Origin of the sequence: Jannaschia formosa (assembly GCF_003340555.1) — a bacterium.
Taxonomy (GTDB): domain Bacteria; phylum Pseudomonadota; class Alphaproteobacteria; order Rhodobacterales; family Rhodobacteraceae; genus Jannaschia; species Jannaschia formosa.
The window spans coordinates 185,906-207,350 of sequence record NZ_QPLJ01000003.1; the positions used below are offsets into that span (position 1 = coordinate 185,906).

The window sequence follows — 21,445 nt, forward strand, 5'->3', positions numbered from 1 at the left end:
TCCCGTCGCGACGGACAGGAGACGGATCATGAGCGATTTCCCCGGCTGGCACGGCACCACCATCATCGGCATCCGCAAGGGGGGCCGCGTCGTCGTCGCCGGCGACGGTCAGGTCAGCGTCGGCCAGACCGTGATGAAGGGCACCGCGCGCAAGGTGCGGCGGCTCTCGCCCGGCGGGGCCGAGGTGGTCGCGGGCTTCGCCGGCTCCACCGCCGACGCCTTCACCCTGCTGGAGCGGCTGGAGAAGAAGCTGGAGGCGACGCCCGGCCAGCTTGCCCGCGCGAGCGTCGAGCTGGCGAAGGACTGGCGCACCGACAAATACCTCCAGAAGCTGGAGGCGATGCTGATCGTCACCGACGGCCGTGACCTCTTCGTCATCACCGGCGCGGGCGACGTGCTGGAGCCGGAGCACGACGTGACCGCCATCGGCTCTGGCGGGAACTATGCGCTGGCCGCCGCGCGGGCGCTGATCGACAGCGACCTCGACGCCGAGGCCATCGCCCGCAAGGCGATGGCGATCGCGGCCGACATCTGCGTCTACACCAACGGCAACCTGACGGTGGAGACGATCGGGGGCTAGGTCAGCCCTTCGACCGCCCGCACGAAGGTCGCATGCTGTGCCCGCAGCCAGCGGATCGCCTCGGGCCATTGGCGGCGCACGGTGACGCAGGCCTTGCGGTTGTCCTTGCGGAACCACCGCCCGAGGGCCGCCTCGCCGGTGGCCTCGCCGACGCTGGTGCGCAGACCGCGCGCGAGCTCGGGCAGGTTCCGCTGCACGAACTCCCGCGCCGGCTCCGAGCGGGCGACGAGGTAGACCGAGGTCCTGTCCTGCGAGAGCGACATCTTGATCCGCAGCCGCCCGCCGCAGGCGATGCCGATCTCCCTCTCCTGGCCGGTCCCGCCCTCTATGCCGAATTCCGGCGCGGCGGCGGCCAGTTCGGCCCAGAAAGCCGCCCGTTCCGCATCCATGATCCCCGTCATCGCGTCCCCCCTTACGGCGGGATCAGAGGGTCAGGGGCAGGCGGGGTCAAGCCCGTCCATTCATCCGGATTGGCTTGAGGCGCAGCTCGAACGGCTCGCGCCCGGACGAGGCACCGTCGTCCTGGCTGTCGCGGGTACCGGCGGCGACCGCGAAGTCCGGACCCCCTTCGTGGCAGCGGCGGATGCAGGCATCCGGGCGCGATGCGCGGACCGCCGCAGGACCGCGCCGCCGCCCTCATCGGCGGCGTTGCGTTTCCGGATGCGGCGCTTAGGTAGGCCCGACAAGGAGAGACCCATGACCGACCTGACCCCGCGCGAGATCGTGTCCGAACTGGACCGCTTCATCATCGGCCAGAAGGACGCCAAGCGCGCGGTGGCCGTCGCGCTGCGCAACCGCTGGCGCCGCAAGCAGCTGGGCGACGACCTGCGCGAAGAGGTCTATCCGAAGAACATCCTGATGATCGGCCCGACCGGCGTCGGCAAGACCGAGATCAGCCGCCGGCTGGCCAAGCTGGCCCACGCGCCCTTCCTGAAGGTCGAGGCGACCAAGTTCACCGAGGTCGGCTATGTCGGCCGCGATGTCGAGCAGATCGTCCGAGACCTCGTCGACGGCGCCCAGCTGATGATCCGCGAGCGGATGCGCGAGGAGGTGAAGTCGAAGGCCCACCAGGCCGCCGAGGAGCGGGTGATCACAGCCCTGGCCGGCACCGATGCGCGCGAGGGCACGCGCGAGGCGTTCCGCAAGAAGCTGCGCGCCGGCGATCTCGACGACAAGGTGATCGAGCTGGAGGTGGCCGATACCTCCAACCCGATGGGGATGGCGATCCCGGGCCAGCCGGGCATGGACCAGATGGCGAACCTTGGCGAACTCTTCGGCAAGATGATGCAGCGCCGCGTCAAGAAGCGCTTGACCGTCGCCGCCTCCTACGACCTGCTGATCGACGAGGAGGCCGACAAGCTGCTCGACCCCGAGACGGTCACCCGCGAGGCCGTCCGCGCGGTGGAACAGAACGGCATCGTCTTCATCGACGAGATCGACAAGGTCGCCGCCCGGCAGGACATGCGCGGCGGCGACGTCTCCCGCGAGGGGGTGCAGCGCGACCTGCTGCCGCTGATCGAGGGCACGACCGTCTCGACCAAGCACGGGCCGGTCAGGACCGACCACATCCTCTTCATCGCGAGCGGAGCCTTCCACATCGCCAAGCCCTCGGACCTGCTGCCCGAGTTGCAGGGCCGCCTGCCGATCCGGGTCGAACTGCGCGCCCTGACGGAGGCCGATTTCGTCCGCATCCTCACCGAGACCGACAACGCCCTGACCCGGCAATACACCGCCCTGATGGCGACCGAGCAGGTGACCGTCACCTTCACCGAGGAGGGCATTGCCGCGCTGGCGCGCATCGCCGCGCAGGTCAACGAGAGCGTCGAGAATATCGGCGCCCGCCGTCTCTATACCGTGCTGGAGCGTGTCTTCGAGGAACTCAGCTTCGAGGCGCCCGACAAGGGCGGCTCGGAGGTGGTGATCGACGCCGATTTCGTCGAGGCGCAGCTCGGCGAGCTGTCCCGCTCCACCGACCTCAGTCGATACGTGCTGTGAGCGACACCGCCCCCGCCGAGCGGGGCTCTACGCTCACCTTCCTGCGCGACAACGTCCCGTTCCTGAGCGCCGGCGTGACCCTCGCCTTCACGTCGAGCTACGGCCAGACCTTCTTCATCGCGCTCTTCGCGGCGCAGATCATGGCGGCCTTCTCGCTCAGCGACGGGCAGTGGGGGCTGCTCTACGCCGTCGCCACGACCGCCTCGGCGGCGCTGATGGTCTTCGTCGGGCCGGTCACGGACCGGCTGCGCATCCGGCACCTCGCGGCGCTGGCGGGGATGGCGCTGGCGGCGGCCTGCCTGCTGATGGCGGGGGCCTGGCACTGGGCGGTGCTGGGACTTGCGGTCTTCGCGCTGCGCTTCGCCGGGCAGGGCATGATGAGCCATCTCGCCGCGCTGGCCATGGCGCGCTGGTTCGTGGCGACGCGGGGCCGGGCGCTGTCGATCGCGGCGATGGGCTTCGCGCTGGGACAGGCGGTACTGCCGATCGTCTTCGTGGCCGGGATGACCGTGATCGACTGGCGCACGCTCTGGGTGATCTCGGCGTTGCTAGTGCTGGCGACGATGCCGGTGGTGACGCGGCTGCTGCGCGCCGAACGGACGCCGCAATCCCTCGCGCAGGAGACGGCGGTGGCCGGCATGCGCGGCCATCACTGGACCCGCGCCGACATGCTGCGCCATCCGCTGTTCTGGATGCTGGCCCCGCTGCTGCTGGGCCCGCCGATGTTCGGGACGGCGCTGTTCTTCCACCAGGTCCATCTCGTCGCCGAGAAGGGTTGGACGCTCGCCGGTTACGTCGCGCTGCTGCCCGCCTTCACGGCCGTGTCGGTGGCGACCACGCTGACCTCGGGCGCGGTGCTGGACCGGGTCGGGGCGGCGCGGATGATGCAGCTCTACATGCTTCCCTTCGCGGCGGGGTTCCTCCTGATGGGCGCGGCCGAGACGCTGGCGGCCGCGGGCGTCGCGCTGATGGTCTTCGGGCTGGGGACCGGGTTGCAGGCGACGGTGCCGACCGCCTTCTGGGCGGAGTTCTACGGCACGCGCCATCTGGGTGGGATCAAGGCGCTGGCCACGGCGATCATGGTGCTGGGTTCTGCACTCGGGCCGGGGCTGACCGGGGCGGCGATCGATCTCGGCATGCCCTTCCCGGAGCAGATGGTCTGGATCGCCGGCTATTTCGGGATCGCCTGCATCCTCGCGGCGATCGGGGTCGCCGGGGCGCGACGGGCGGCGCACGGGTAAGGATGGCTGGCCGCGGCGGGGGAGAGGTCGCCGCGGCCAGGCTTCAGTCCTGGCGCGTCCACCAGGCCTGAAGTGTCTCGGCAGAGCCACCGTGCCCCGCCGCATCCCGCACGAGGACGCGCGCGCCCTCGGTGCCGGGGGTCGCGGCGATGGTGAGGTGGTCGCCGTCGAAGGAGGTGAAGCGCATCGCCGCGGGCGCTCCGCCCAACCGGTCGCGCAGCATCGCGACCGCCAGCCGCTCGCCCAGTCGCAGCGCGGCGCGCGTCTCGGACGGCGCGGCCTGCCCGGCGAAGCAGCGCGCGGCAGCAAGGTTGGCGGCGAGCTTGTCGATCTCGCCCTGCAGGCTCAGCGCGGCCCCCGCCACGGGGCGCAGATGCGTGGGATCGTCCGGATCGGCCTCATAGGCGCAGGGCAGCATCGCCCCCGCCCCGGTCAGCGGGCGGGCACGGGGGCGGCCCGTCACCGGATCCGGCTCGAACATCTCGAAACAGGCCTTGAGCACCGTCGCGCAGGCCCCGGCGGCGGCGGCATGGGCGAGGCGCGTGCCGCGATCGGGCGCGTCCCGGGTCGTGGCGAGCGGCAGCAGGACGTTGTCCTCGGGCGCGAGCGGGCCGAGGTCGCCGCGCCCGTCGCGGGGCGACCAGAGCCTGTTCTGATAGGCGTTGTGGGCAGCGATCCGCTCCGGCAGGCCGCTCGGCTCCAGCGCGGCGGCCATCGCGGCGAAAGCCTCCCGCCGCTCGCCAAGCCGCCGGCCCTGGTCTCCGGCGCGGGCCAAGGCGAGACCTGCGGCAAGCTCGGAGGGCGTCGCGCGGCCGTCGTCGGGCAGGCGTGGCAGCACGTCCACCGCCCGCGCCGCGGCGCCCAGGACGAGCGCCTCGATATCCGCCGGCCCGACCGCATCCCCGGCCAGCGACAGCCCCCCGTCGAGCGGCGTCCCCGCGTCCAGGATCAGATGCAGCGCCGTCAGGAACGCCTGATGGGGCGCGCCCAGATCGACGAAGCTGGCGAGGTCTCGCGGCGTCGCGACGAAACGCGGATGGCACTCGAACGCCGCCGGTCCCAGTATCGCCCCCGCCGCCGCCCGCCGCCCGGTCCAGTCCGTCCCGTGGTCGAGCCGCGCGAGATATCCGGTGATCCGCTGGTGCAGGCACTGCGCGCCGTAGCGGACGATCCCGGCCCCGGGGCCGTCGTCTTGGGCACCGCCCGTCCCGACCGAACCGCCATCGGCCCACCCCCGCGCGGCGGGCCGCGCGCCCGTTCCGACAAGCAGGAATTGCGACACGTAGGGCCCCTGCCCCGCGCCGAGAGTGGCGTCCGCGAAAGGGATCTCGCCCCGGTCCGGTATCGCCCTGGGTCCGGGCCGGGACGGCAGCGACGCCACGGCCTGCGACACGGCCACTGCCGCCGGGTGCCCCGCCCAGTCGGCGAAGTGGACATCGCGCAGCAGGGCCGCTCCCCAGAGCGTCCCGATCTCGGTGGTCATCGCCTTGGAGCCCAACGCCGGTCCGGGCGGCAGCCCTACCGCGCCGCCATGCCCGCCGGACGGCGCCTGACCCAGCGTCTTGAGCCGGGCGACCAAGGCTTCGGCCCGGTCCTGCTCCGCCTCTCCTGCATCGCCGCCGGTCACCAGTCGCAAAACCATGGCTCGATCTCCTGTCCGTCGTGTGATTCGAACGTCCTGGCCTCAGGGAACAGCATCGCCGTGATTTCTGCGTGACCTCGCGCCGGAACCGCTGACGCAGCGTCAGGATCGGCTAGGCTGCGGGTCTAGGATCGGGGACAGGTCGGGGACACGTCATGCCATTCGCCAACGCTCAGAACGCGCAAAATGCTCAAAACGCCCAGAATGCGCAGAACGCCCAGAACGCGCAGGCGGAGCTTGTCCATGCCGGGCAGGGCAGCTCCTCCCGGCTCAGCGCGGCGCTCGACGCGGTCGGGATCGCGCTGCCGGGACAGGTACCCGCGACGGCCATCGCCCAGGGCATCCCCTCCCCCGACCCGGCGGCGGCGCTGCGTCGGCTGAACGCGCGCCACCGGCAGACGCTTCTGGTGGAGGAGCTGGTCGCCGGAATCGTGGTCGCCGAGGCCGAGGGGACGGCCCGGGTGACGACCGCGACCCCCGCCGGAGAGGTGTCGCTGACCTCGCCCTTCCACGGGCTCGAAGGCGACGACCTCGAAGGCGCCGCGCAGCAGGCACTTGCCGGCGTGATGGCACGGCGCTGGCTGCGGGCCGAGCGGATGAACGAGATCCTGGAGCAGCAGAGCGACCTGATGAGCTTCCTTGCGCTCGCCCACCCGATCTCGGCGGCGACCCATCCGATGACGATGGCGCTGCTCTCGGCGATCCATGGCGCGGCCGAGCGCATCGCGGTGCAGGCCAAGGCCGTCCTGTCGGTGCCGCGTCCGGCCGACCTGAGTTCGGCGGTGGCGCCGGTGATCCACACGCCCTCGCACAGCGCCGCGCCCAGCGGCCACGCGAGCGAGGCCTTCACCCTGGCCTTCGCGATGGAGGCGCTGATCTTCGGCGGCGCCAGCCGCGAGCTGCGCCTGATCGCCGCCCGCATCGAGGAGAACCGGGTCGTCGCCGGCGTCCATTACGAGCATGACGGCTTCATGGGCCGCAAGTTGGCCGCGCTGCTAGCGCCGGTCTTCGCCGTGCGGATGGGGCTGGAACCCACGGCGCCGGAGCCGGACCGGATCTGGCACCGCTCGGGCGAGGACGGCGTGCTGACCTCGGGCCAGAGCGGCCAGCCTGGCCGCCCCGCCCGCGTGCAGACCCAGGCCCCGGACGCGGGCGACGGCCGCGTCGCCCTGCTGACACGGATGGCGCTGGCCGAGATCGGGGGTTGAGCGATGCTGTCCCTGACCGACCGCGCGACCGCCGCGCTGACCGGCCTGCCCGAGGAGGCCCTCGCCGCCTATCTCGAGGCCCGGATGGAGCGTGAGGCTGACCCGCCCTTCTGTCGCCTGGTCCGGGGTGAGGACGCGCTGACGCTCGACGCGCTCGACGGGACCGCGCTGCGCGCGATGGTCGAGGCGCGGCTGACCGGCGCCGAAGGGGCCGCGACCGACACGGTGGCCGTCGCCCCGGCGCTGCTGCGCGACGGCGATCCGCTTTCCGTGGCGCTGCCGAAGACGCGGCCGACGGCGCCGGCGCCGGACGCCCCCGCGGAGATCGCCCTGATCGACGCCGGGATCGCCTTCTGGAACCCCGGCTTTCTGGAGCTGGAGATCTGCTCCGTCGGCCATCTCGCCCCCTCCGGCTTCGGCGGAATCCAGCAGCTCACGCGCGCGGAGATCGACACGGCCGTCGCGCGCGGAGGCACGCAGGAAGGCGACCGGACCAACCGCCTGATGCTGGCCGCCGCCTTCCCCGGCTCGGTCCATTCGAACCCGCCGGGGCGCGCGCCGCTCGTCCGCCCGGGTCGCCCCGCTCACGGGACGGCGATGCTCGACGCGATCGGGCGCAAGGCGCCGCAGGGCGCGCGGGTCCACGCGCTGGAGCTCCCGCGCGCGGTGCTCCGCGATTCGACGGGTATCCGGATGCGCACGGTGCTACCGCTGGCGCTGGCGGCGGTGGCCGGAATGGCAGCCAGGGCGGCGGGGCCGACGGCGCCGCTCAGGCTCGTGGTGCTGCTGGCCTACGGCTTTCCCGGCGGCCCGCAGCGGGGCGCGGACCCGGGTTTCCTGCGCGCGGTCTCGGAGGTGATCGAGGCGCTGGCCGCGCGCAACATCGCGCTGGAGCTGGTGTTGCCGACCGGCAACCACCTGCAGGGCCGGGGCGTCGCGCATCTGCCCGCGCCCGCGCCCGGCGCGGCGCGCCCGCCGCTGACATGGCGCACCCTGCCCGGCGATCACTCCAACAACCGGCTGGAGCTGTTCCACGACCCCGGCGCGCCCGAACTGACGCTGACGGCCCCCGACGGCGCGCGGTTGACGCGGGGCGAGGGGGAGACCTTCGCGCTGATCCGCAGCGACGACCATGTCGTCGGACTGGTCTATACCCAGCCCGCCTCGGACACGATCTGGCGGACCGAGGTGATCCTGTCGGGCAGCGCCGCGCGGCGGGACCGGCCCGGCGCGCCCTTCGGCGCCTGGACCCTTGGCCTCGGCGGCGAGGGAGAGGCGCGCGCCTATGTCCGGCGCGACGATTCCGGCTATATGGACGACCGCGCCGCGCCCTTCCGTCCCTCGTGGCTGGAGGATCCGGCCTACAGGGCGCGCGACGCCAGGGGCCTGCCCGGAGCGGACGACGCCGACCACCCGGACAGCCTCGTGCGGCGAGCGGGCACGGTCTCGGTTCTCTGCACCGGCGAGGACGCGCGCCTGCATCCCGTCGGCGCGCGCTGGGAAGGGGGCGGCGAGTCCGGTCCCTCGATCTATGCCGGACTTGCCGCCAGTCCCGGCACGACGCCCGAGACGGAAGCCGTCGACGGCCCGGGTCCCTTCATCGGCATGCCGCTCCGGGGCGACGGCAGCACGCGCCTGTTCCGGCTGTCGGGCACCTCCGTCGCCGCCGCGCTTCGCACGGGCGCGAAGGCCGCGGGTCAGATCCCGACCAGCGCCTCTCCGTAGCCGGTCTTGCGCAGCGTCATCAGCGGGTAGTCCGGCCGCGTCAGATGCGAGATGCGGAAGCCCGGTTCATGCTCGGCCAGCTGCCGCGCATGGAAATGCGCGGCCTCGACATCGTCCCGGATCAGGTCCAGCGCGACGAGGTAGCGCAGCGCGGGCCGGAAGCTGCGGGCCTTGGCATGGGCCGCGCGGGCTGACTTGTGCGCCAGATCGACGTCGCTGACGCCGAGCGCGGTCAGGCAGACCTCCATGTCCCAGGCATAGGCGTTGGGCAGGCCTTCGGCCGTCAGCCGTCCGGTCTGGGCCAGCCGATGCGCCTTCGACGCCTCGCCCGAGATCAGCGCGACCTGCGCCGCCGCATAGAGCGCATAGGGGTTGCGGTCGCAGGCACGCAGGCCCGCGTCGGCCAGATAGGCGGCGCGGTCGGTGTCTCCGACCAGCTCCAGCGCGACCCGCGCGGCGAGCGAGGCGATGACCGGGTTGTCCGGGCGCAGGGCGAAGGCCTCCTCGGCCAGGGCGGCGGCCTCGGCGGCGGTCTCGCCGCGGTCGATGAATTCCAGGCTGCGGGTCAACCCCGCGAAGGCGCGCCATGCCAGCGCCAGCGGCAGCGCGTCGCCGGAGGACAGCGCGGCCAGCTCCGCCTCGGCGAGGCGCAGCTGCTCCTTGTCGCCGGTGAAGAGCCGCGCCGCCGCGGCCTGCAGCGCGAACACGCCAGAGCGGTCGGTCAGCCGCCAGGCCCGGAGCCGCGCGCTGATCTGCGCGATCGCGGTCGAGGCGAAGGCAGGCAGGCGGTGCCCTTCGGAGATCTCGCGCAGGTCCATCGGCAGCTGGACCGATCCCGACCAGACGAAGCGCCGGTGGGCGTCGGCCATGGCGCGCAGCTGCACCGTCCAGTTGCGCGCATCGCCCAGTCCGGCCGACAGCTCGATGCGCAGCAGCCGCGTGCCGCGCAGTTCGGCGGCGGGGACGGGCTCGGTCCCGCGATAGATGTCCGAGACGCCCTCGGCGGCGAAGCGGCTGGCGAGGTGATCGGCCAGCGCCGCCGTCAGGTAATCCGCCTCGATCTCCCTCGGGCGGCCCTGGACGACGATCTCGACGCTGGTCCGCTCGGGCAGGCTGGCACGGGCGCCGGGGCGGCGCGGGGCGGGGTCGTCGCCGCAGCGCAGGTCGCGCAGCCAGTCGTCGAGCGCGGGGTCGATCCCGTCGAGCGTCTCGAGCAGCTCGGCCTCGCCCCCCGGCGCGCCGCGGTCGAGACCGACCCAGGGACGCAGGGCCACGGTCTGGGGATCGGCGGTGTCGAGGATGTCGGCATCGGGCCCGAGTTGCTTGCGCAGGTTGCTCAGCGCCCGGCGGAAGCTGGTCAGGGCCTGCTCGGGCGCGCGGTCGGACCAGAGGATCCCGCGCAGCCAGCTGCGCGTCCGCATCCGCTCGGGGGCGCAGGCCAGCAGCGCCAGGATGGCGGCCTCCTTGCGGCGCGTGGGCGTCAGGTCCGTCCCGTCGGACCGGACGACCCGGAAGCGCCCGCGCAGGCGCAGCGTGACCCTGGCCGTGCCGGCCATCGCAATCCCCACTCAAATTGCCTGTCGGGACCCGGACGAAACGGCCTTGAAACGCGTCTGTCAACGCTCCGGGTAATTCCGGCTCGGCGCAGAAGCCGGCGACGGAGGCCGGTCAGGGCGGCATTCTTAAATCGGGACAGTGGTTTGGCGCGTTCGCGCCACAAGCCAATCGTCGAACCAACGCCCGGTCCGCACCCGCTGCGCCCTCCGCCTCCAGATGCAATTTCAGGCAGTTGGCGCGACGCGCAGTCGACCCGCCCCCGCCGCTCAGCCCAGGCGTGGCGCCAGCAGCAGCAGGCTGATCGCCGCGATTGTCGCCCCGCCCACGAGGTGCAGGAGCCCCGCCGTTACCTGAAACGACGCCGCCTCGCCCGACTGCACCAGCCGCCGCGTCAGCACGCCCGAGACCGCGACCGAAGCGTTGAAGGCGGCCGTCCCCAGCCCCATCGCCAGCGTCGCGAGGATGCCGACCGTCATCACGTCCAGCCGCGCGGCGATGACCAGCAGGAACAGCGCCCCGGTGCAGGGCCGGATCGCGACGCTGACCACCAGCGCCGCCGACTCGCGCCAGCCCTCCAGCGTCTCGACCTGCGCGGGCGATGGCCCGTGCGCGTGGCCGCAGCCCGAACAGACCGGCGCAGGGGCGCGGGCCCTGGACAGAAGGCGCAGCCCCCGGACCGCGATGACCGCCCCGATGGCGGCGAAGAGCGCGTAGCTGAGCGGCGCGAGCCAGGCCTCGACCAGCTCTGCGGCGCTGCCGGAGTTCAGCACCGACAGCCCGCCGACCAGCGCCATGACCAGCACGATCGCCGTCCCGGCCTGCGCCAGCGCCGAGACGACCGACAGGACCACCATCCGCCGCAGCGTCGCCTGCGAGGCCAGGGCCGCACCGCCCAGCAGGACCTTTCCATGCCCCGGGCCCAGCGCGTGGACAAAACCGTAGGCGAAGGTCGCCGCGCAGAGCGCCAGCACCGCCGCCGGTTCGCCGCCCTGCACGGCGCGCAGCGCGCGGGCCATCGCGTCCTGGAACTCCCGCTGGGCGCCGACGGCCCAGGCATAGAGCGCGTCCCAGGGAAGCGCGAAGGCCGCCAGGGCCAGGCCTGCCAGCGCAGCCAGCGGCACCGCCTGCGCGGTCAGTCGCATGTCAGCACCACCGTCTCGGCGAAGGCCGCGCCCACATTCGGGTCGTCCGGCACCTCTTCGCGCGACAGCGCGGCAAGCCTCAGCCGAAGCTCCTCGGCGGCATCGTCCAGGTCGGGGCGCAGCACCTCGGCCGTGCAGCCCTCGGGCGCCTCGGCCTCGACGGTATAGGCGTAGTAGTAGATCGGATCGTAGACCTCGACCATCAGCGCCCCGGCATCGCGCGGCGCCTCGAAGGGCAGCGTGAACGAGACCCAGATCCGCTCGTCCTCCTCTCCGGCCTCGGCGTCGACGGGGCGGGCGAAGCCGGGCCCGTCGGACAGGTGCAGGTCGCCGGTATAGCCCTCGGGCCAGTCGGTTTCCCCTTCGGCGACCTTGGCGAAATCCTCGGCGTCCAGAATCCCGTCCCGCTCCGGATCGAGGTCGAGGATGTCCCAGAGCGTCAGCGAGGTGAAGGCGTCGTAGTGCCAGCGCACGCGCAGCGCGGTCACGTCGCCCTCGGCGTCGCGCAGGAAGGCGATGCGGGTGTCGGCGAAGATATGCGGATGCGCGGAGGCCGGGCCCGCGCCCGCGCCCATGGCGAGCGCCAGCAGCCAGAGGCCGATTCCCCTCTCGCGTCCCATCGACATGAACCCTCGCTATCTCCGCGCCCCAGATAGAACGTCGCCCGCCGCTCCGCCAGCCCGCCCCCGGGCGCCGCGCAGGATGGCGCCGACGGGCGCGGCCGTCAGGCTGCCGCTTCGGGGTCGCTCAGCGATTCGAGGATCGGGCAATCGGGCCGCGCATCCCCGGCGCATGCGCCGATCAGATGCGCCAGCGTCCCGCGCATCTCGCGCAGCGCGGCGATCTTGGCGTCGATCTCGCCCAGCTGCCGCTCGGCGATGCGCTTGACCTCGGCGCTCGACCGCGTCTCGTCGTCCCAGAGTGCCAGCAGCGTCCGGCACTGCTCCACCGGGAAGCCCAGCGCGCGGGCGCGGCCGACGAAGACCAGCTTGTGCAGGTCCGCCTCCGAGAAGGCGCGGTAGCCGTTCCCGGTCCGGGCGGGCCGGATCAGGTCGATCTCTTCGTAGTAGCGGATCGTCTTGGCAGGCACGCCGGTGCGGCGGGCGACGTCTCCGATGTTCATGATGTATCTCCCTCTTGACCTTCCAGTCACTGGAACCCCTATCTGAGGTCCACGTCAAGATATGCGCCGCAGGAGAAGCCTCATGTCCGCCCCGATCATCACCCTGCCCCTCGAAGGCCTTTCCTGCGCATCCTGCGTCGGCAGGGTCGAACGGGCGCTCGCCGCCGTGCCCGGCGTGACTGGCGCGTCGGTGAACCTCGCCGTCTCCCGCGCCACGATTGAAGGCACGGCCGACCGCGCGGCGCTCGTCGCCGCCGTGCGGCAGGCAGGCTACGAGGTGCCGCAGCGCACGGTGACGCTGGAGGTCGAAGGGCTCAGTTGCGCCAGCTGCGTCGGCCGGGTGGAGCGGGCGCTGGCCGAGGTGCCGGGCGCAGGCGAGGTGTCGGTCAACCTCGCCACCGGGCGGGCGACCGTCACCGGCGGGGCCGAGGCGCCCGCGCTGATCGCCGCCATCACGGCGGCGGGCTACGGCGCGCTGCCGGTCGAGGCCGAGGCCGAGGACACCCGCCCCGACGAGGCCACGATCCTGCGCCGCAAGGCGATGCTGGCCGGGGCGCTGACGCTGCCGGTCTTCGTGCTGGAGATGGGCGGCCATCTCGTGCCCGCCTTCCACCACATGATCGCCCACACCGTCGGGACCCAGACGAGCTGGCTGCTGCAGCTGATGCTGACGACGCTGGTGCTGGCCGGGCCGGGGCGCATGTTCTACGCCAAGGGCCTGCCCGCGCTGGTCCGCCGTGCGCCCGACATGAACGCGCTGGTCGCGCTGGGGACGGCTGCGGCCTATCTCTATTCGCTGGTCGCGACGCTCGCCCCCGGGCTGCTGCCGCCCGATTCGGTCGCCGTCTACTACGAGGCGGCGGCGGTGATCGTGACGCTGATCCTGACCGGCCGCTGGCTGGAGGCGCGTGCCAAGGGCCGCGCCTCGCAGGCCATAAAGCGGCTCGTCGGCCTGCGCCCCGCGACGGCCCGCGTCCGGCGCGACGGCGGCGTCGAGGAGGTCCCGGTCGATGCCCTGACCCCCGGCGACGTGATCGAGCTGCGCCCCGGCGCCCGCATCCCGGTCGACGGGATCGTGACCGAGGGCACCGGCACCGTCGACGAATCCATGCTCACCGGCGAGCCGCTGCCCGTCGCCAAGTCCCCGGGCGAGCCGGTCACCGGCGGCACGGTCAACCAGACCGGCGCGCTGGCCTTCCGTGCGACCGCCGTCGGCGCCGACACCCAGCTCGCCGCGATCATCCGGCTGGTCGAGGCCGCGCAGGGCGGCAAGCTGCCGATCCAGGCGGTCGTCGACCGCGTGACGGCCTGGTTCGTGCCCGCGGTGCTGGCGCTCGCCACGCTTACCTTCGCGGTCTGGCTGGCCATCGGCCCGGACCTCGCCCATGCGGTCGTCGCCGGCGTCTCGGTGCTGATCGTGGCCTGCCCCTGCGCGATGGGTCTGGCGACGCCGGTCTCGATCCTCGTGGGCACGGGGCGCGGGGCCGAGATGGGCGTGCTGTTCCGCAAGGGCGCGGCGCTGCAACGGCTGAGCGAGGTCGCCGTGGTCGCCTTCGACAAGACCGGCACCCTGACCGAGGGGCACCCTCGCCTGACCGACCTGGAACTCGCCCCCGGCGCCGCGCGCGACGCCACCCTGGCGCGTATCGCCGCCGTCGAGGCCCTGTCGGAGCATCCGCTGGCCCGCGCCGTGGTCGACGCGGCCGAGGGACTGCCCCTGCCCGAGGTCTCCGGTTTCGAAGCCGTGCCCGGCATGGGCGTCTCGGCCCTGGCCGGCGGCCAGCGGGTCGAGATCGGCGCGGCGCGGTACATGGCCGCGCTGGGCCACGACACCGGTCCCTTCGAGGCCGCCGCGCGCCGACTGGCCGAGGCGGGCAAGACGCCGGTCTTCGCGGCCATCGACGGGCGGATCGCCGCCGTGCTCGCCGTTGCGGACCCGGTGGCCGAGGCGACGCCGGCGGCGCTGGCGGCGCTGCGCGAACGGGGCGTGACGCTGGCCATGATCACCGGCGACGACCGCCGCACCGCCGAGGCGGTCGCGCGCGGGCTCGGGATCGAGGACGTCTCCGCCGAGATCCTGCCCGGCGGCAAGGCCGAAGCGCTGGCCGCGCTGCGCGCCCGCCACGGCGCGGTGGCCTTCGTCGGCGACGGGATCAACGACGCGCCCGCGCTGGCCGAGGCCGATGTCGGCATCGCGCTCGGCACCGGGACCGACGTCGCCATCGAGGCGGCGGAGGTGGTGCTGGTCTCGGGCGCGTTGACCGGCGTGCCCAACGCGCTGGTCCTGTCGCAGGCGACGCTGCGCAACATCCGCGAGAACCTGTTCTGGGCCTTCGCCTACAACACGGCGCTGATCCCGGTCGCGGCGGGGGTTCTCTATCCGGCCTTCGGCTGGCAGCTGTCGCCGATGCTGGCGGCGGGGGCGATGGCGCTGTCCTCGCTCTTCGTGCTGGGCAACGCGCTGCGCCTGCGCGGCTGGCGCCCGCCGCTCGCCCCGGGCGGCGCCCGGCCCGCGGCGCGCAGGCGCGATCCAGTCGCCCCGGAGGCCCGCGCCGCGGCCTGATCGCGGCGCCTTGCGCTCCGCTCGGGCGCAAGGCAGGAGGTCGGGCCATGCGGCCCGCCTCTCCGACCCGGCGCATCTAGCGTGGACGACCTGCTCGACGGCTTGGCCGCGGCGGTCCGGCTGATCGTCACCGCCGACGCGGAGCTGATCGCCATCACGCTGCTGTCGCTGCGGGTCACGCTGACCGCCGTCGCCATCGCCTGCCTGATCGGCCTGCCGCTGGGCGCCTGGCTCGCCGTCAGGCGCTTTCGCTGGCGCCGCGCTGTGATCGCCACGCTCAACGCCCTGATCGGACTGCCGCCGGTGGTCGTGGGCCTCGTCGTCTACCTCATGCTGTCGCGCTCGGGCCCTTTCGGGGTGCTGGGGCTGCTGTTCACGCCGACCGCGATGATCGTCGCGCAGGTGGTGATCGTCACGCCGCTCGTCGCCTCGATTGCGCATCAGGCCATGCGGGAGCTCTGGGCGGAATATCACGACCTGCTGATCTCGCTGGGCGCGACGCGGCGCCAGCGGGTGCTGGCGCTGATCCTCGACGGGCGCCGGTCGCTGCTGACGGCGGCACTGGCGGGATTCGGGCGTGCCATCGGCGAGGTCGGCGCGATCATGATCGTCGGCGGCAACATCGATGGCGCGACCCGCGTCCTGACCACCGCCATCGCGCTGGAGACCGGGCGGGGCGACTTCGCGCTGGCACTGGGCCTCGGCTTCGTCCTGATCGCGCTGGCCCTCATCGTCTCGGGCGCAAGTCACTGGGCCATGCGCACCGAGCGGCAGAGCCGATGGTGAGCCTACTGCCGCTGGAGCTGGAGGGCGCGACCCTGACACGCGGCGGACGAAGGCTGGTCGGACCGATCGACCTGCGCGTCGAGGCTGGCGGGATCACCGTCGTGATCGGGCCGAACGGGTCGGGCAAGACCTCGCTTCTCAGAATGATGCACGGGTTGCAGCCGGCGAAGGGCACCCTCCGCTGGAACCTTCCCGAGGCGGAGGCCCGGCTGCGCCAGTCCTTCGTCTTCCAGCGCCCCGTCGTCCTGCGCCGCAGCGTCGCCGCCAATCTCGCCTATCCGCTCCTGCTGCGCGGCACGCCTCGGGCGAAGGCGCGCGCGATGGCCGAGGCGCAGGCGGCCCGCTTCGACCTGACCGGCCAGCTCGACCAGCCTGCCCCCTCGCTCTCGGGCGGGGAGCAGCAGCGCCTCGCGCTCGCCCGCGCGCTCATCACCGCGCCGGAGATGCTGTTCGCCGACGAGCCCTGCGCCGCGCTCGACGGCCGCGCCACCCGCGCGGTCGAGTCGCATCTTCGGTACGCAGGCCGGCGCACGACCCTGGTCATGTCCACCCATGACATGGGGCAGGCGCGGCGCCTCGCCTCTCGCGTCGTCTTCCTGCTTCATGGCAGGGTCCACGAGTCCAGCCCCGCCGCGCAATTCTTCGCCCGGCCCGAGACCGAGGCCGCCCGCGCCTTCCTGAACGGAGACATCGTCGAATGATCCGCACCCTGCTGATCCTGCTGCTCACCGCTCTGCCCGCCAGCGCCGAGACGATGCGCATGGCGGTCACGACCTCGTTCGACGCCTCGGGCCTGGCCGAGGTGCTGCTGCCCGAGATCGCCGCGGAGACCGGGATCGAGGTCCAGCTTCTCGTCGTCGGCACCGGGCAGGCGCTGCGCCTCGGCGAGGCCGGGGACGTCGACGCCGTGCTCGTCCATTCCCGCACCGCCGAGGAAGCCTTCGTGGAGGCGGGGCACGCCACCCACCGGCGCGAGATCATGTATAACGACTTCGTCCTGATCGGCCCCACGGGCGACCCTGCCGGCATCGCCGGTGCCCCCGACGCGGCTGCGGCCCTGACCCGCATCGCCGAAAGCAGGGCGCCCTTCGTCAGCCGCGGCGACGACAGCGGCACCCACAAGGCGGAGCTGGCGCTCTGGGACGCCGCCGGGATCGCGCCCGAGGGCGCGTGGTACCGCCCGACCGGCTCGGGCATGGGCGCGGCGCTGAACACCACCGTCGCGATGGGCGCCTACATCCTGTCGGACCGCGCGACCTGGCTCAACTTCGGCAATCGCGAGGGCATGGCGGTCCTGTTCGAGGGCGATCCCGCGCTCTTCAACCAGTACGCCTACCTGCCGATGAACCCGGCTCGGCACCCCCATGTCGCGAGCGGCGCCGCTATGGCGGTCGAGGACTGGCTGACGTCGGAGAAGGGCCAGGCCCTCATCTCAGGCTTCACCATCGCCGGAGAGCGTCTGTTCACCGCCAACGCGATGCCCGCCGCAAAGTGACCTCCCCCACAGAACCCCGGACCCGGACCCGATGACCCAGCCCAACATCCTGATCCTGATGGTCGACCAGCTCAACGGGACGCTGTTTCCCGACGGCCCGGCCGACTGGCTCCACGCGCCGAACCTGAAGCGCCTCGCCGCCCGCTCCCGCCGGTTCCGCAACTGCTACACGGCCAGCCCGCTCTGCGCGCCGGGGCGGGCGAGCTTCATGTCGGGCCTGCTACCCAGCCGCACGAAGGTCTACGACAACGCCGCAGAGTTCGCCTCGGACATCCCGACCTATGCCCATCACCTGCGGCGCGCGGGCTGGCGGACCTGCCTGTCGGGGAAGATGCATTTCGTCGGCCCCGACCAGCTGCACGGCTTCGAGGAGCGGCTGACGACCGACATCTACCCCGCCGATTTCGGCTGGACCCCCGACTACCGCAAGCCGGGCGAGCGGATCGACTGGTGGTACCACAACATGGGCAGCGTCACGGGCTCGGGCGTGGCCGAGATCACCAACCAGATGGAATACGACGACGAGGTCGCGCATTTCGCGCGGATGTGGCTCTATGATGCGGCGCGCGAAAAGGACGGCCGGCCGTGGTGCCTGACCGTCAGCTTCACCCATCCGCACGACCCTTACGTCGCCCGCAGGCGGTTCTGGGACCTCTACGAGGACTGCGACCACCTCGACCCGCCGGTCCCCGAGATGCCCTACGAGCAGCACGATCCCCATTCCCGCCGCCTTCTGGAAGCCAACGACCGCGGCAATTTCGACGTCACCCAGGACGACGTGCGCCGGTCGCGCCGGGCCTATTTCGCCAACATCTCCTATCTCGACGAGAAGGTCGGAGAGATCCTGCAGGTGCTGGAGGACACGCGGCAGGAGGCCATCGTCCTCTTCGTGTCGGACCACGGGGACATGCTGGGCGAGCGGGGGCTCTGGTACAAGATGAGCTTCCTCGAAGGCTCCGCCCGCGTGCCGCTGATGATCGCGGCGCCGGGGATCGAGCCCGGGCTGGACCTGACGCCGGTCAGCAACATAGACGTCTGCCCGACGCTCTGCGATCTGGCGGGGGTCGACATGTCCGCCATCGCGCCCTGGACGACGGGCGAGTCGCTGGTGCCCTTGGGCCGCGGGGGCACGCGCGAGACGCCGGTGGCGATGGAGTACGCCGCCGAAGGGTCGTGGGCGCCGATGGTGGCGCTGCGGGCGGGGCAGTGGAAATACACCCGCTGCGCGCTGGACCCCGAGCAGCTCTTCGACCTCGACGCCGACCCGCACGAACTTGAGAACCGCGCCGAAGACCCGGCCTGCGCCGAGCAGCTCGCCGTCCTGCGGACCGAAGCCGATGCCCGCTGGGACCTCGACCGCTTCGACGCCGAGGTGCGCGAAAGCCAGGCGCGGCGCTGGATCGTCTACGAGGCGCTGCGCCAGGGCGGCTACTACCCCTGGGACTGGCAACCGACGCGCGTCGCCTCGGAACGCTACATGCGCAACCACATGGACCTGAACGTGCTGGAGGAGGCCCAGCGCGCGCCGAAGGACTGAAGGGTCCGGGACGCCTTGCTTTCCTGCCGGACGGTCAGCGCGGCGCTTTGCGCGAATGGCATCTCCGGGGGCGATCCCGGCCTGTCGCTGCTACCGTGCGATCGGAAGCATTGACCGATCAACCCTACCCCGTCAGCGCCTCGCCCGACCGCGCGCGGGGCTGGTAGGCGCCGACGCCCTTTTCGGCCCGAAGCTCCCCGTCGGCGACCACCGTCCGACCGCGCAGGATGGTCCGGACCGGCCAGCCCTTCACCCGGATCCCCTCGTAGGGGGTGTAGTCGGCGCCGTGATGCAGGATCTCCTGCCGGATCGTTTCCTCCCGCTCCGGGTCCCAGAGGGTGAGGTCCGCATCCGACCCCACCGCGATCGTGCCCTTCCTCGGATAGAGCCCGTACATCTTCGCGTGGTTCGTCGAGGTCAGCGCGACGAAGCGGTTCAGGCCGATGCGGCCCTTGGTGACGCCTTCCGAGAAGAGGATCGGGTGGCTCGTCTCGACGCCGGGGATGCCGTTCGGCACCCATTTGAAGGATTTGAGCCCCTGCGGGTGCTTCTTGCCCTCGCTGTCGTCATAGCGGAACGGGCAGTGGTCCGACGAGAAGACGTCGAACACCCCCCGCTCGATCCCCGACCAGCAGGCGGCCTGTTCGGCCGTGTCGCGCGGCGGGGGCGAGCAGACATATTTGGCGCCGTCGAAGCCGGTGGTATCGAGGTCGTCCGCCGTCAGCACCAGGTATTGCGGGCAGGTCTCGGCGTGGACGGTGCCGCCGCGGGCCCGGCCTGCCTCGATCTCCGATATGGCATCGCCGTTCGAGACGTGGACGATCATGATCGGCACGTCGACGATCTGGGCGAGCGAGATAGCGCGATGCGTCGCCTCGCGCTCGGCCGGGATGGGGCGGGTCGTGGCGTGGAACTTCGGCGCGGTGTCGCCGCGGTCCATCGCGCGGTCGCGCAGATACTCGATGGCGTCGTCGTTCTCGGCATGGACCATGGGCAGCGCGCCGCAGGACTTCGCAGCCTCCAGCGTCTCGAGGATCTGGCGGTCGGTCAGCTTCATTCCCTCGTAGGTCATGAAGACCTTCACCGAGGTGTAGCCGTCCTCGACCAGCGCCGGCAGGTCCTGGTTCAACGCCTGCGGCGTCGGGTCGGTGACGATCAGGTGGAAGGCGATGTCAGTGTAGCACTCGCCCTCGGCCAGCCCGTGATACCAGGTGACCGCATCCCGCAGGCTCTGCCCCTTCCGCTGCAGGCAGAAGGGCAGCAGCGTCGTCATCCCCCCGAAGGCGGCGGAGCGCGTCGCGCTCTCGAAATCGTCGGCCATGGTCACGCCGTCGCCCGAGGGCTGCGAGATGTGGACATGGCTGTCGATCCCGCCGGGCAGGACAAGCAGGCCCGTGGCGTCGACGATCTCCGCCGCCTCGCCCAGATCGAGGCCGATGGCGGCGATCTTGCCGTCCCTGATCCCGATATCGGCGCGGAACGTGTCGGCGGCAGTGGCGACGGTGCCGCCCTTGACGATGGTGTCGTAGGTCATGCCGCCTCCAGCGCGGAGATGAGGCGGTCCATCTCGTCCAGGGTGTTGTAATGCACGGCCGAGACCCGGATGACGCCGTCGCCGTTGGGCAGGTCCAGCCCTTCCACCAGGGACCGCGAGTAGAAGTCGCCGTAGCGGATGCCGATGCCGGTCGGGTCCACCGCCTCGACCACCTCGCGCGACGACCGGCCCGCGATCACGAAGGAGATCGTGGGGACGCGCAGGGTGCGGTCCGCCTCGGGCGCGCCCACGATGGTGACGTCCTCCCGCCCGCGCAGGTAGGACAGAAGGCGCTCCGACAACTTCTCCTCATGGGCGGCGATGATCCCGAAGGCGGCCTCGATGGCGGGGCGGCCGGTCGCGTTGATGCCATGGGCCTGCGCGAAGGCCTCGAGGTAGTCGATGATGCCGAGGCAGGCATGGGCCAGCTCGTATTGCGCGTTTCCCGGCTCCATCTTCTGCGGCACCTTGGAGCGGTCGAAGAAGCGGTGGTTGATGTTGGCCGCCGCCAGCAGCGCGTCATGGCGTCCGTAGAGCGCGGCGAAATGCGGACCGTAGACCTTGTAGGCCGAGAAGACGTAGAAATCCGCGCCCAGCGCGGGCGCGTCCACCGCCCGGTGCGGCGCATAGGCGACCCCGTCGACGCAGAGCAGCGCCCCGGCCGCACGGACGATGTCCGCGATCTCGGCCACCGGGTTGATGGTGCCGTAGATGTTGGAGACATGGGCCATCGCGACCAGCTTCGTGCGGTCCGACAGCAAGGGGCGCAGGGTCTCGGGGTCGGGGCGGTGCTGGCCGGGCGCCAGTCGCCATTCCTTCACGACGACGCCCTGCGCGGCCAGCTTGGCCCAGGGCCCGATATTCGCCTCGTGGTCGAAATTGGTGACGACCACCTCGTCTCCCGGCTCCCAGTCCTGGCTCAGCGCGGCGGCGAGCTGGCCCAGAAGCTGGGTCGAGGTCGCGCCCATCACCACCTCCTCGGGGCGGGTGGCGTTGACCAGCGTCGCCAGCGCCGCACGACCCTCGGCCACGCGCGCGCCCGCCTCCCGCGAGGCGGCATAGCTCGCGCCCAGCTGGACGTTGGGGCCGTAGAGATAGCCCATCAGCCGGTCCCCCACATGCCGCGCCACCTGGCTGCCGCCCGCATTGTCCAGGAAGACCCGGTCGCCGGAGAGCGCCGGAAAGGCACCCGTCACGAAGGTGGAATCGAGGTCGGTCACGGGCGCTCCTCCTGGCCTTGGATCGTGTCGAGTCACGCTAGGCGCCCCGGTGACGGACCCCAAGGGGCGATCCGCCCGCCCCGCAAGCGGCCCCCGA

Annotated in this window: 18 protein-coding genes; 10 read left to right on the plus strand and 8 right to left on the minus strand. The window is 72.2% G+C overall.

Features of this window, described 5'->3' with window-relative positions; translation table 11 throughout:
• Positions 1-28 precede the first annotated feature (28 nt).
• A complete protein-coding gene (gene hslV, locus DR046_RS05280) occupies positions 29-580 on the plus strand; it encodes an ATP-dependent protease subunit HslV (protein ID WP_115380715.1) in 552 nt (183 codons plus the stop codon).
• Here hslV and DR046_RS05285 read toward each other — a convergent pair.
• Entirely contained in the window at positions 577-981 is a 405-nt protein-coding gene (locus DR046_RS05285) for a flagellar hook-length control protein FliK (protein ID WP_115380717.1), read from the minus strand. The two genes, hslV and DR046_RS05285, sit on opposite strands and share 4 nt — an antisense overlap.
• 295 nt (positions 982-1,276) lie before the next feature.
• Here DR046_RS05285 and hslU point away from each other — a divergent pair, with 295 nt between their 5' ends.
• Entirely contained in the window at positions 1,277-2,575 is a 1,299-nt protein-coding gene (hslU, locus tag DR046_RS05290) for an ATP-dependent protease ATPase subunit HslU (RefSeq protein WP_115380719.1), read from the plus strand.
• Positions 2,572-3,816 (plus strand): MFS transporter, encoded by a 1,245-nt coding sequence (locus tag DR046_RS05295; protein WP_115380721.1) that lies wholly within the window; start codon positions 2,572-2,574, stop codon positions 3,814-3,816. Before hslU ends, DR046_RS05295 begins: the two co-directional genes overlap by 4 nt.
• A gap of 43 nt (positions 3,817-3,859) precedes the next feature.
• Here the strand turns inward: DR046_RS05295 and DR046_RS05300 are convergent, their stop codons facing one another.
• Positions 3,860-5,458 (minus strand): hypothetical protein, encoded by a 1,599-nt coding sequence (locus DR046_RS05300; protein WP_115380723.1) that lies wholly within the window; start codon positions 5,456-5,458, stop codon positions 3,860-3,862.
• Positions 5,459-5,613: 155 nt separating this feature from the next.
• Here DR046_RS05300 and DR046_RS05305 point away from each other — a divergent pair, with 155 nt between their 5' ends.
• Both DR046_RS05305 and DR046_RS05310 read left to right on the plus strand, forming a co-directional pair.
• A complete protein-coding gene (locus DR046_RS05305; RefSeq protein WP_115380725.1) occupies positions 5,614-6,666 on the plus strand; it encodes a phosphatase PAP2 family protein in 1,053 nt (350 codons plus the stop codon).
• Between the two features lie 3 nt (positions 6,667-6,669).
• Positions 6,670-8,391, plus strand: coding sequence for a hypothetical protein (locus tag DR046_RS05310; protein WP_115380727.1), 1,722 nt, complete (start codon positions 6,670-6,672; stop codon positions 8,389-8,391).
• On the opposite strand, the gene DR046_RS05315 is transcribed toward DR046_RS05310, so the two are convergent.
• The 4 genes from DR046_RS05315 to cueR form a co-directional block, all read right to left on the minus strand.
• A complete protein-coding gene (locus DR046_RS05315; protein WP_115380729.1) occupies positions 8,364-9,947 on the minus strand; it encodes an AfsR/SARP family transcriptional regulator in 1,584 nt (527 codons plus the stop codon). The two genes, DR046_RS05310 and DR046_RS05315, sit on opposite strands and share 28 nt — an antisense overlap.
• Before the next feature lie 267 nt (positions 9,948-10,214).
• Positions 10,215-11,090: a nickel/cobalt transporter gene (locus DR046_RS05320; protein ID WP_115380731.1), complete on the minus strand. Its 876-nt coding sequence runs from the start codon at positions 11,088-11,090 to the stop codon at positions 10,215-10,217.
• Entirely contained in the window at positions 11,081-11,716 is a 636-nt protein-coding gene (locus tag DR046_RS05325) for a DUF1007 family protein (protein ID WP_115380733.1), read from the minus strand. The genes DR046_RS05320 and DR046_RS05325 overlap by 10 nt, the downstream gene beginning before the upstream one ends.
• 98 nt (positions 11,717-11,814) lie before the next feature.
• Positions 11,815-12,213 (minus strand): Cu(I)-responsive transcriptional regulator, encoded by a 399-nt coding sequence (gene cueR / locus DR046_RS05330; protein WP_115380734.1) that lies wholly within the window; start codon positions 12,211-12,213, stop codon positions 11,815-11,817.
• Positions 12,214-12,295: 82 nt separating this feature from the next.
• Here cueR and DR046_RS05335 point away from each other — a divergent pair, with 82 nt between their 5' ends.
• The 5 genes from DR046_RS05335 (at position 12,296) to betC (ending at position 18,594) form a co-directional block, all read left to right on the plus strand.
• Positions 12,296-14,776, plus strand: a complete 2,481-nt coding sequence (locus DR046_RS05335) for a heavy metal translocating P-type ATPase (RefSeq protein ID WP_115380736.1) — start codon at positions 12,296-12,298, stop codon at positions 14,774-14,776.
• 81 nt (positions 14,777-14,857) lie between these two features.
• Positions 14,858-15,562 carry an ABC transporter permease gene (locus DR046_RS05340; RefSeq protein ID WP_115380738.1) on the plus strand — a complete coding sequence of 235 codons (705 nt, stop codon included), beginning with the start codon at positions 14,858-14,860 and terminating at the stop codon, positions 15,560-15,562.
• On the plus strand, positions 15,556-16,263 hold the full coding sequence (locus DR046_RS05345) for an ATP-binding cassette domain-containing protein (RefSeq protein ID WP_115380740.1): 708 nt from the start codon (positions 15,556-15,558) through the stop codon (positions 16,261-16,263). The genes DR046_RS05340 and DR046_RS05345 overlap by 7 nt, the downstream gene beginning before the upstream one ends.
• Positions 16,260-17,057 (plus strand): ABC transporter substrate-binding protein, encoded by a 798-nt coding sequence (locus tag DR046_RS05350; protein WP_115380742.1) that lies wholly within the window; start codon positions 16,260-16,262, stop codon positions 17,055-17,057. The genes DR046_RS05345 and DR046_RS05350 overlap by 4 nt, the downstream gene beginning before the upstream one ends.
• A gap of 31 nt (positions 17,058-17,088) precedes the next feature.
• Positions 17,089-18,594 carry a choline-sulfatase gene (betC, locus tag DR046_RS05355; protein WP_115380744.1) on the plus strand — a complete coding sequence of 502 codons (1,506 nt, stop codon included), beginning with the start codon at positions 17,089-17,091 and terminating at the stop codon, positions 18,592-18,594.
• 124 nt (positions 18,595-18,718) lie between these two features.
• On the opposite strand, the gene hydA is transcribed toward betC, so the two are convergent.
• On the minus strand, positions 18,719-20,128 hold the full coding sequence (gene hydA / locus DR046_RS05360) for a dihydropyrimidinase (protein ID WP_115380745.1): 1,410 nt from the start codon (positions 20,126-20,128) through the stop codon (positions 18,719-18,721).
• On the minus strand, positions 20,125-21,348 hold the full coding sequence (locus DR046_RS05365; RefSeq protein ID WP_209313547.1) for a cysteine desulfurase-like protein: 1,224 nt from the start codon (positions 21,346-21,348) through the stop codon (positions 20,125-20,127). Before DR046_RS05365 ends, hydA begins: the two co-directional genes overlap by 4 nt.
• Positions 21,349-21,445 lie beyond the last annotated feature (97 nt).

Coding starts and splice junctions, on each gene's coding strand:
- hslV (WP_115380715.1), top strand. CDS start 29: ATGAGCGATTTCCCCGGCTGGCACGGCACCACCATCATCGGCATCCGC.
- DR046_RS05285 (WP_115380717.1), bottom strand. CDS start 981: ATGACGGGGATCATGGATGCGGAACGGGCGGCTTTCTGGGCCGAACTG.
- hslU (WP_115380719.1), top strand. CDS start 1,277: ATGACCGACCTGACCCCGCGCGAGATCGTGTCCGAACTGGACCGCTTC.
- DR046_RS05300 (WP_115380723.1), bottom strand. CDS start 5,458: ATGGTTTTGCGACTGGTGACCGGCGGCGATGCAGGAGAGGCGGAGCAG.
- DR046_RS05305 (WP_115380725.1), top strand. CDS start 5,614: ATGCCATTCGCCAACGCTCAGAACGCGCAAAATGCTCAAAACGCCCAG.
- DR046_RS05310 (WP_115380727.1), top strand. CDS start 6,670: ATGCTGTCCCTGACCGACCGCGCGACCGCCGCGCTGACCGGCCTGCCC.
- DR046_RS05315 (WP_115380729.1), bottom strand. CDS start 9,947: ATGGCCGGCACGGCCAGGGTCACGCTGCGCCTGCGCGGGCGCTTCCGG.
- DR046_RS05320 (WP_115380731.1), bottom strand. CDS start 11,090: ATGCGACTGACCGCGCAGGCGGTGCCGCTGGCTGCGCTGGCAGGCCTG.
- DR046_RS05325 (WP_115380733.1), bottom strand. CDS start 11,716: ATGTCGATGGGACGCGAGAGGGGAATCGGCCTCTGGCTGCTGGCGCTC.
- cueR (WP_115380734.1), bottom strand. CDS start 12,213: ATGAACATCGGAGACGTCGCCCGCCGCACCGGCGTGCCTGCCAAGACG.
- DR046_RS05335 (WP_115380736.1), top strand. CDS start 12,296: ATGTCCGCCCCGATCATCACCCTGCCCCTCGAAGGCCTTTCCTGCGCA.
- DR046_RS05345 (WP_115380740.1), top strand. CDS start 15,556: ATGGTGAGCCTACTGCCGCTGGAGCTGGAGGGCGCGACCCTGACACGC.
- DR046_RS05350 (WP_115380742.1), top strand. CDS start 16,260: ATGATCCGCACCCTGCTGATCCTGCTGCTCACCGCTCTGCCCGCCAGC.
- betC (WP_115380744.1), top strand. CDS start 17,089: ATGACCCAGCCCAACATCCTGATCCTGATGGTCGACCAGCTCAACGGG.
- hydA (WP_115380745.1), bottom strand. CDS start 20,128: ATGACCTACGACACCATCGTCAAGGGCGGCACCGTCGCCACTGCCGCC.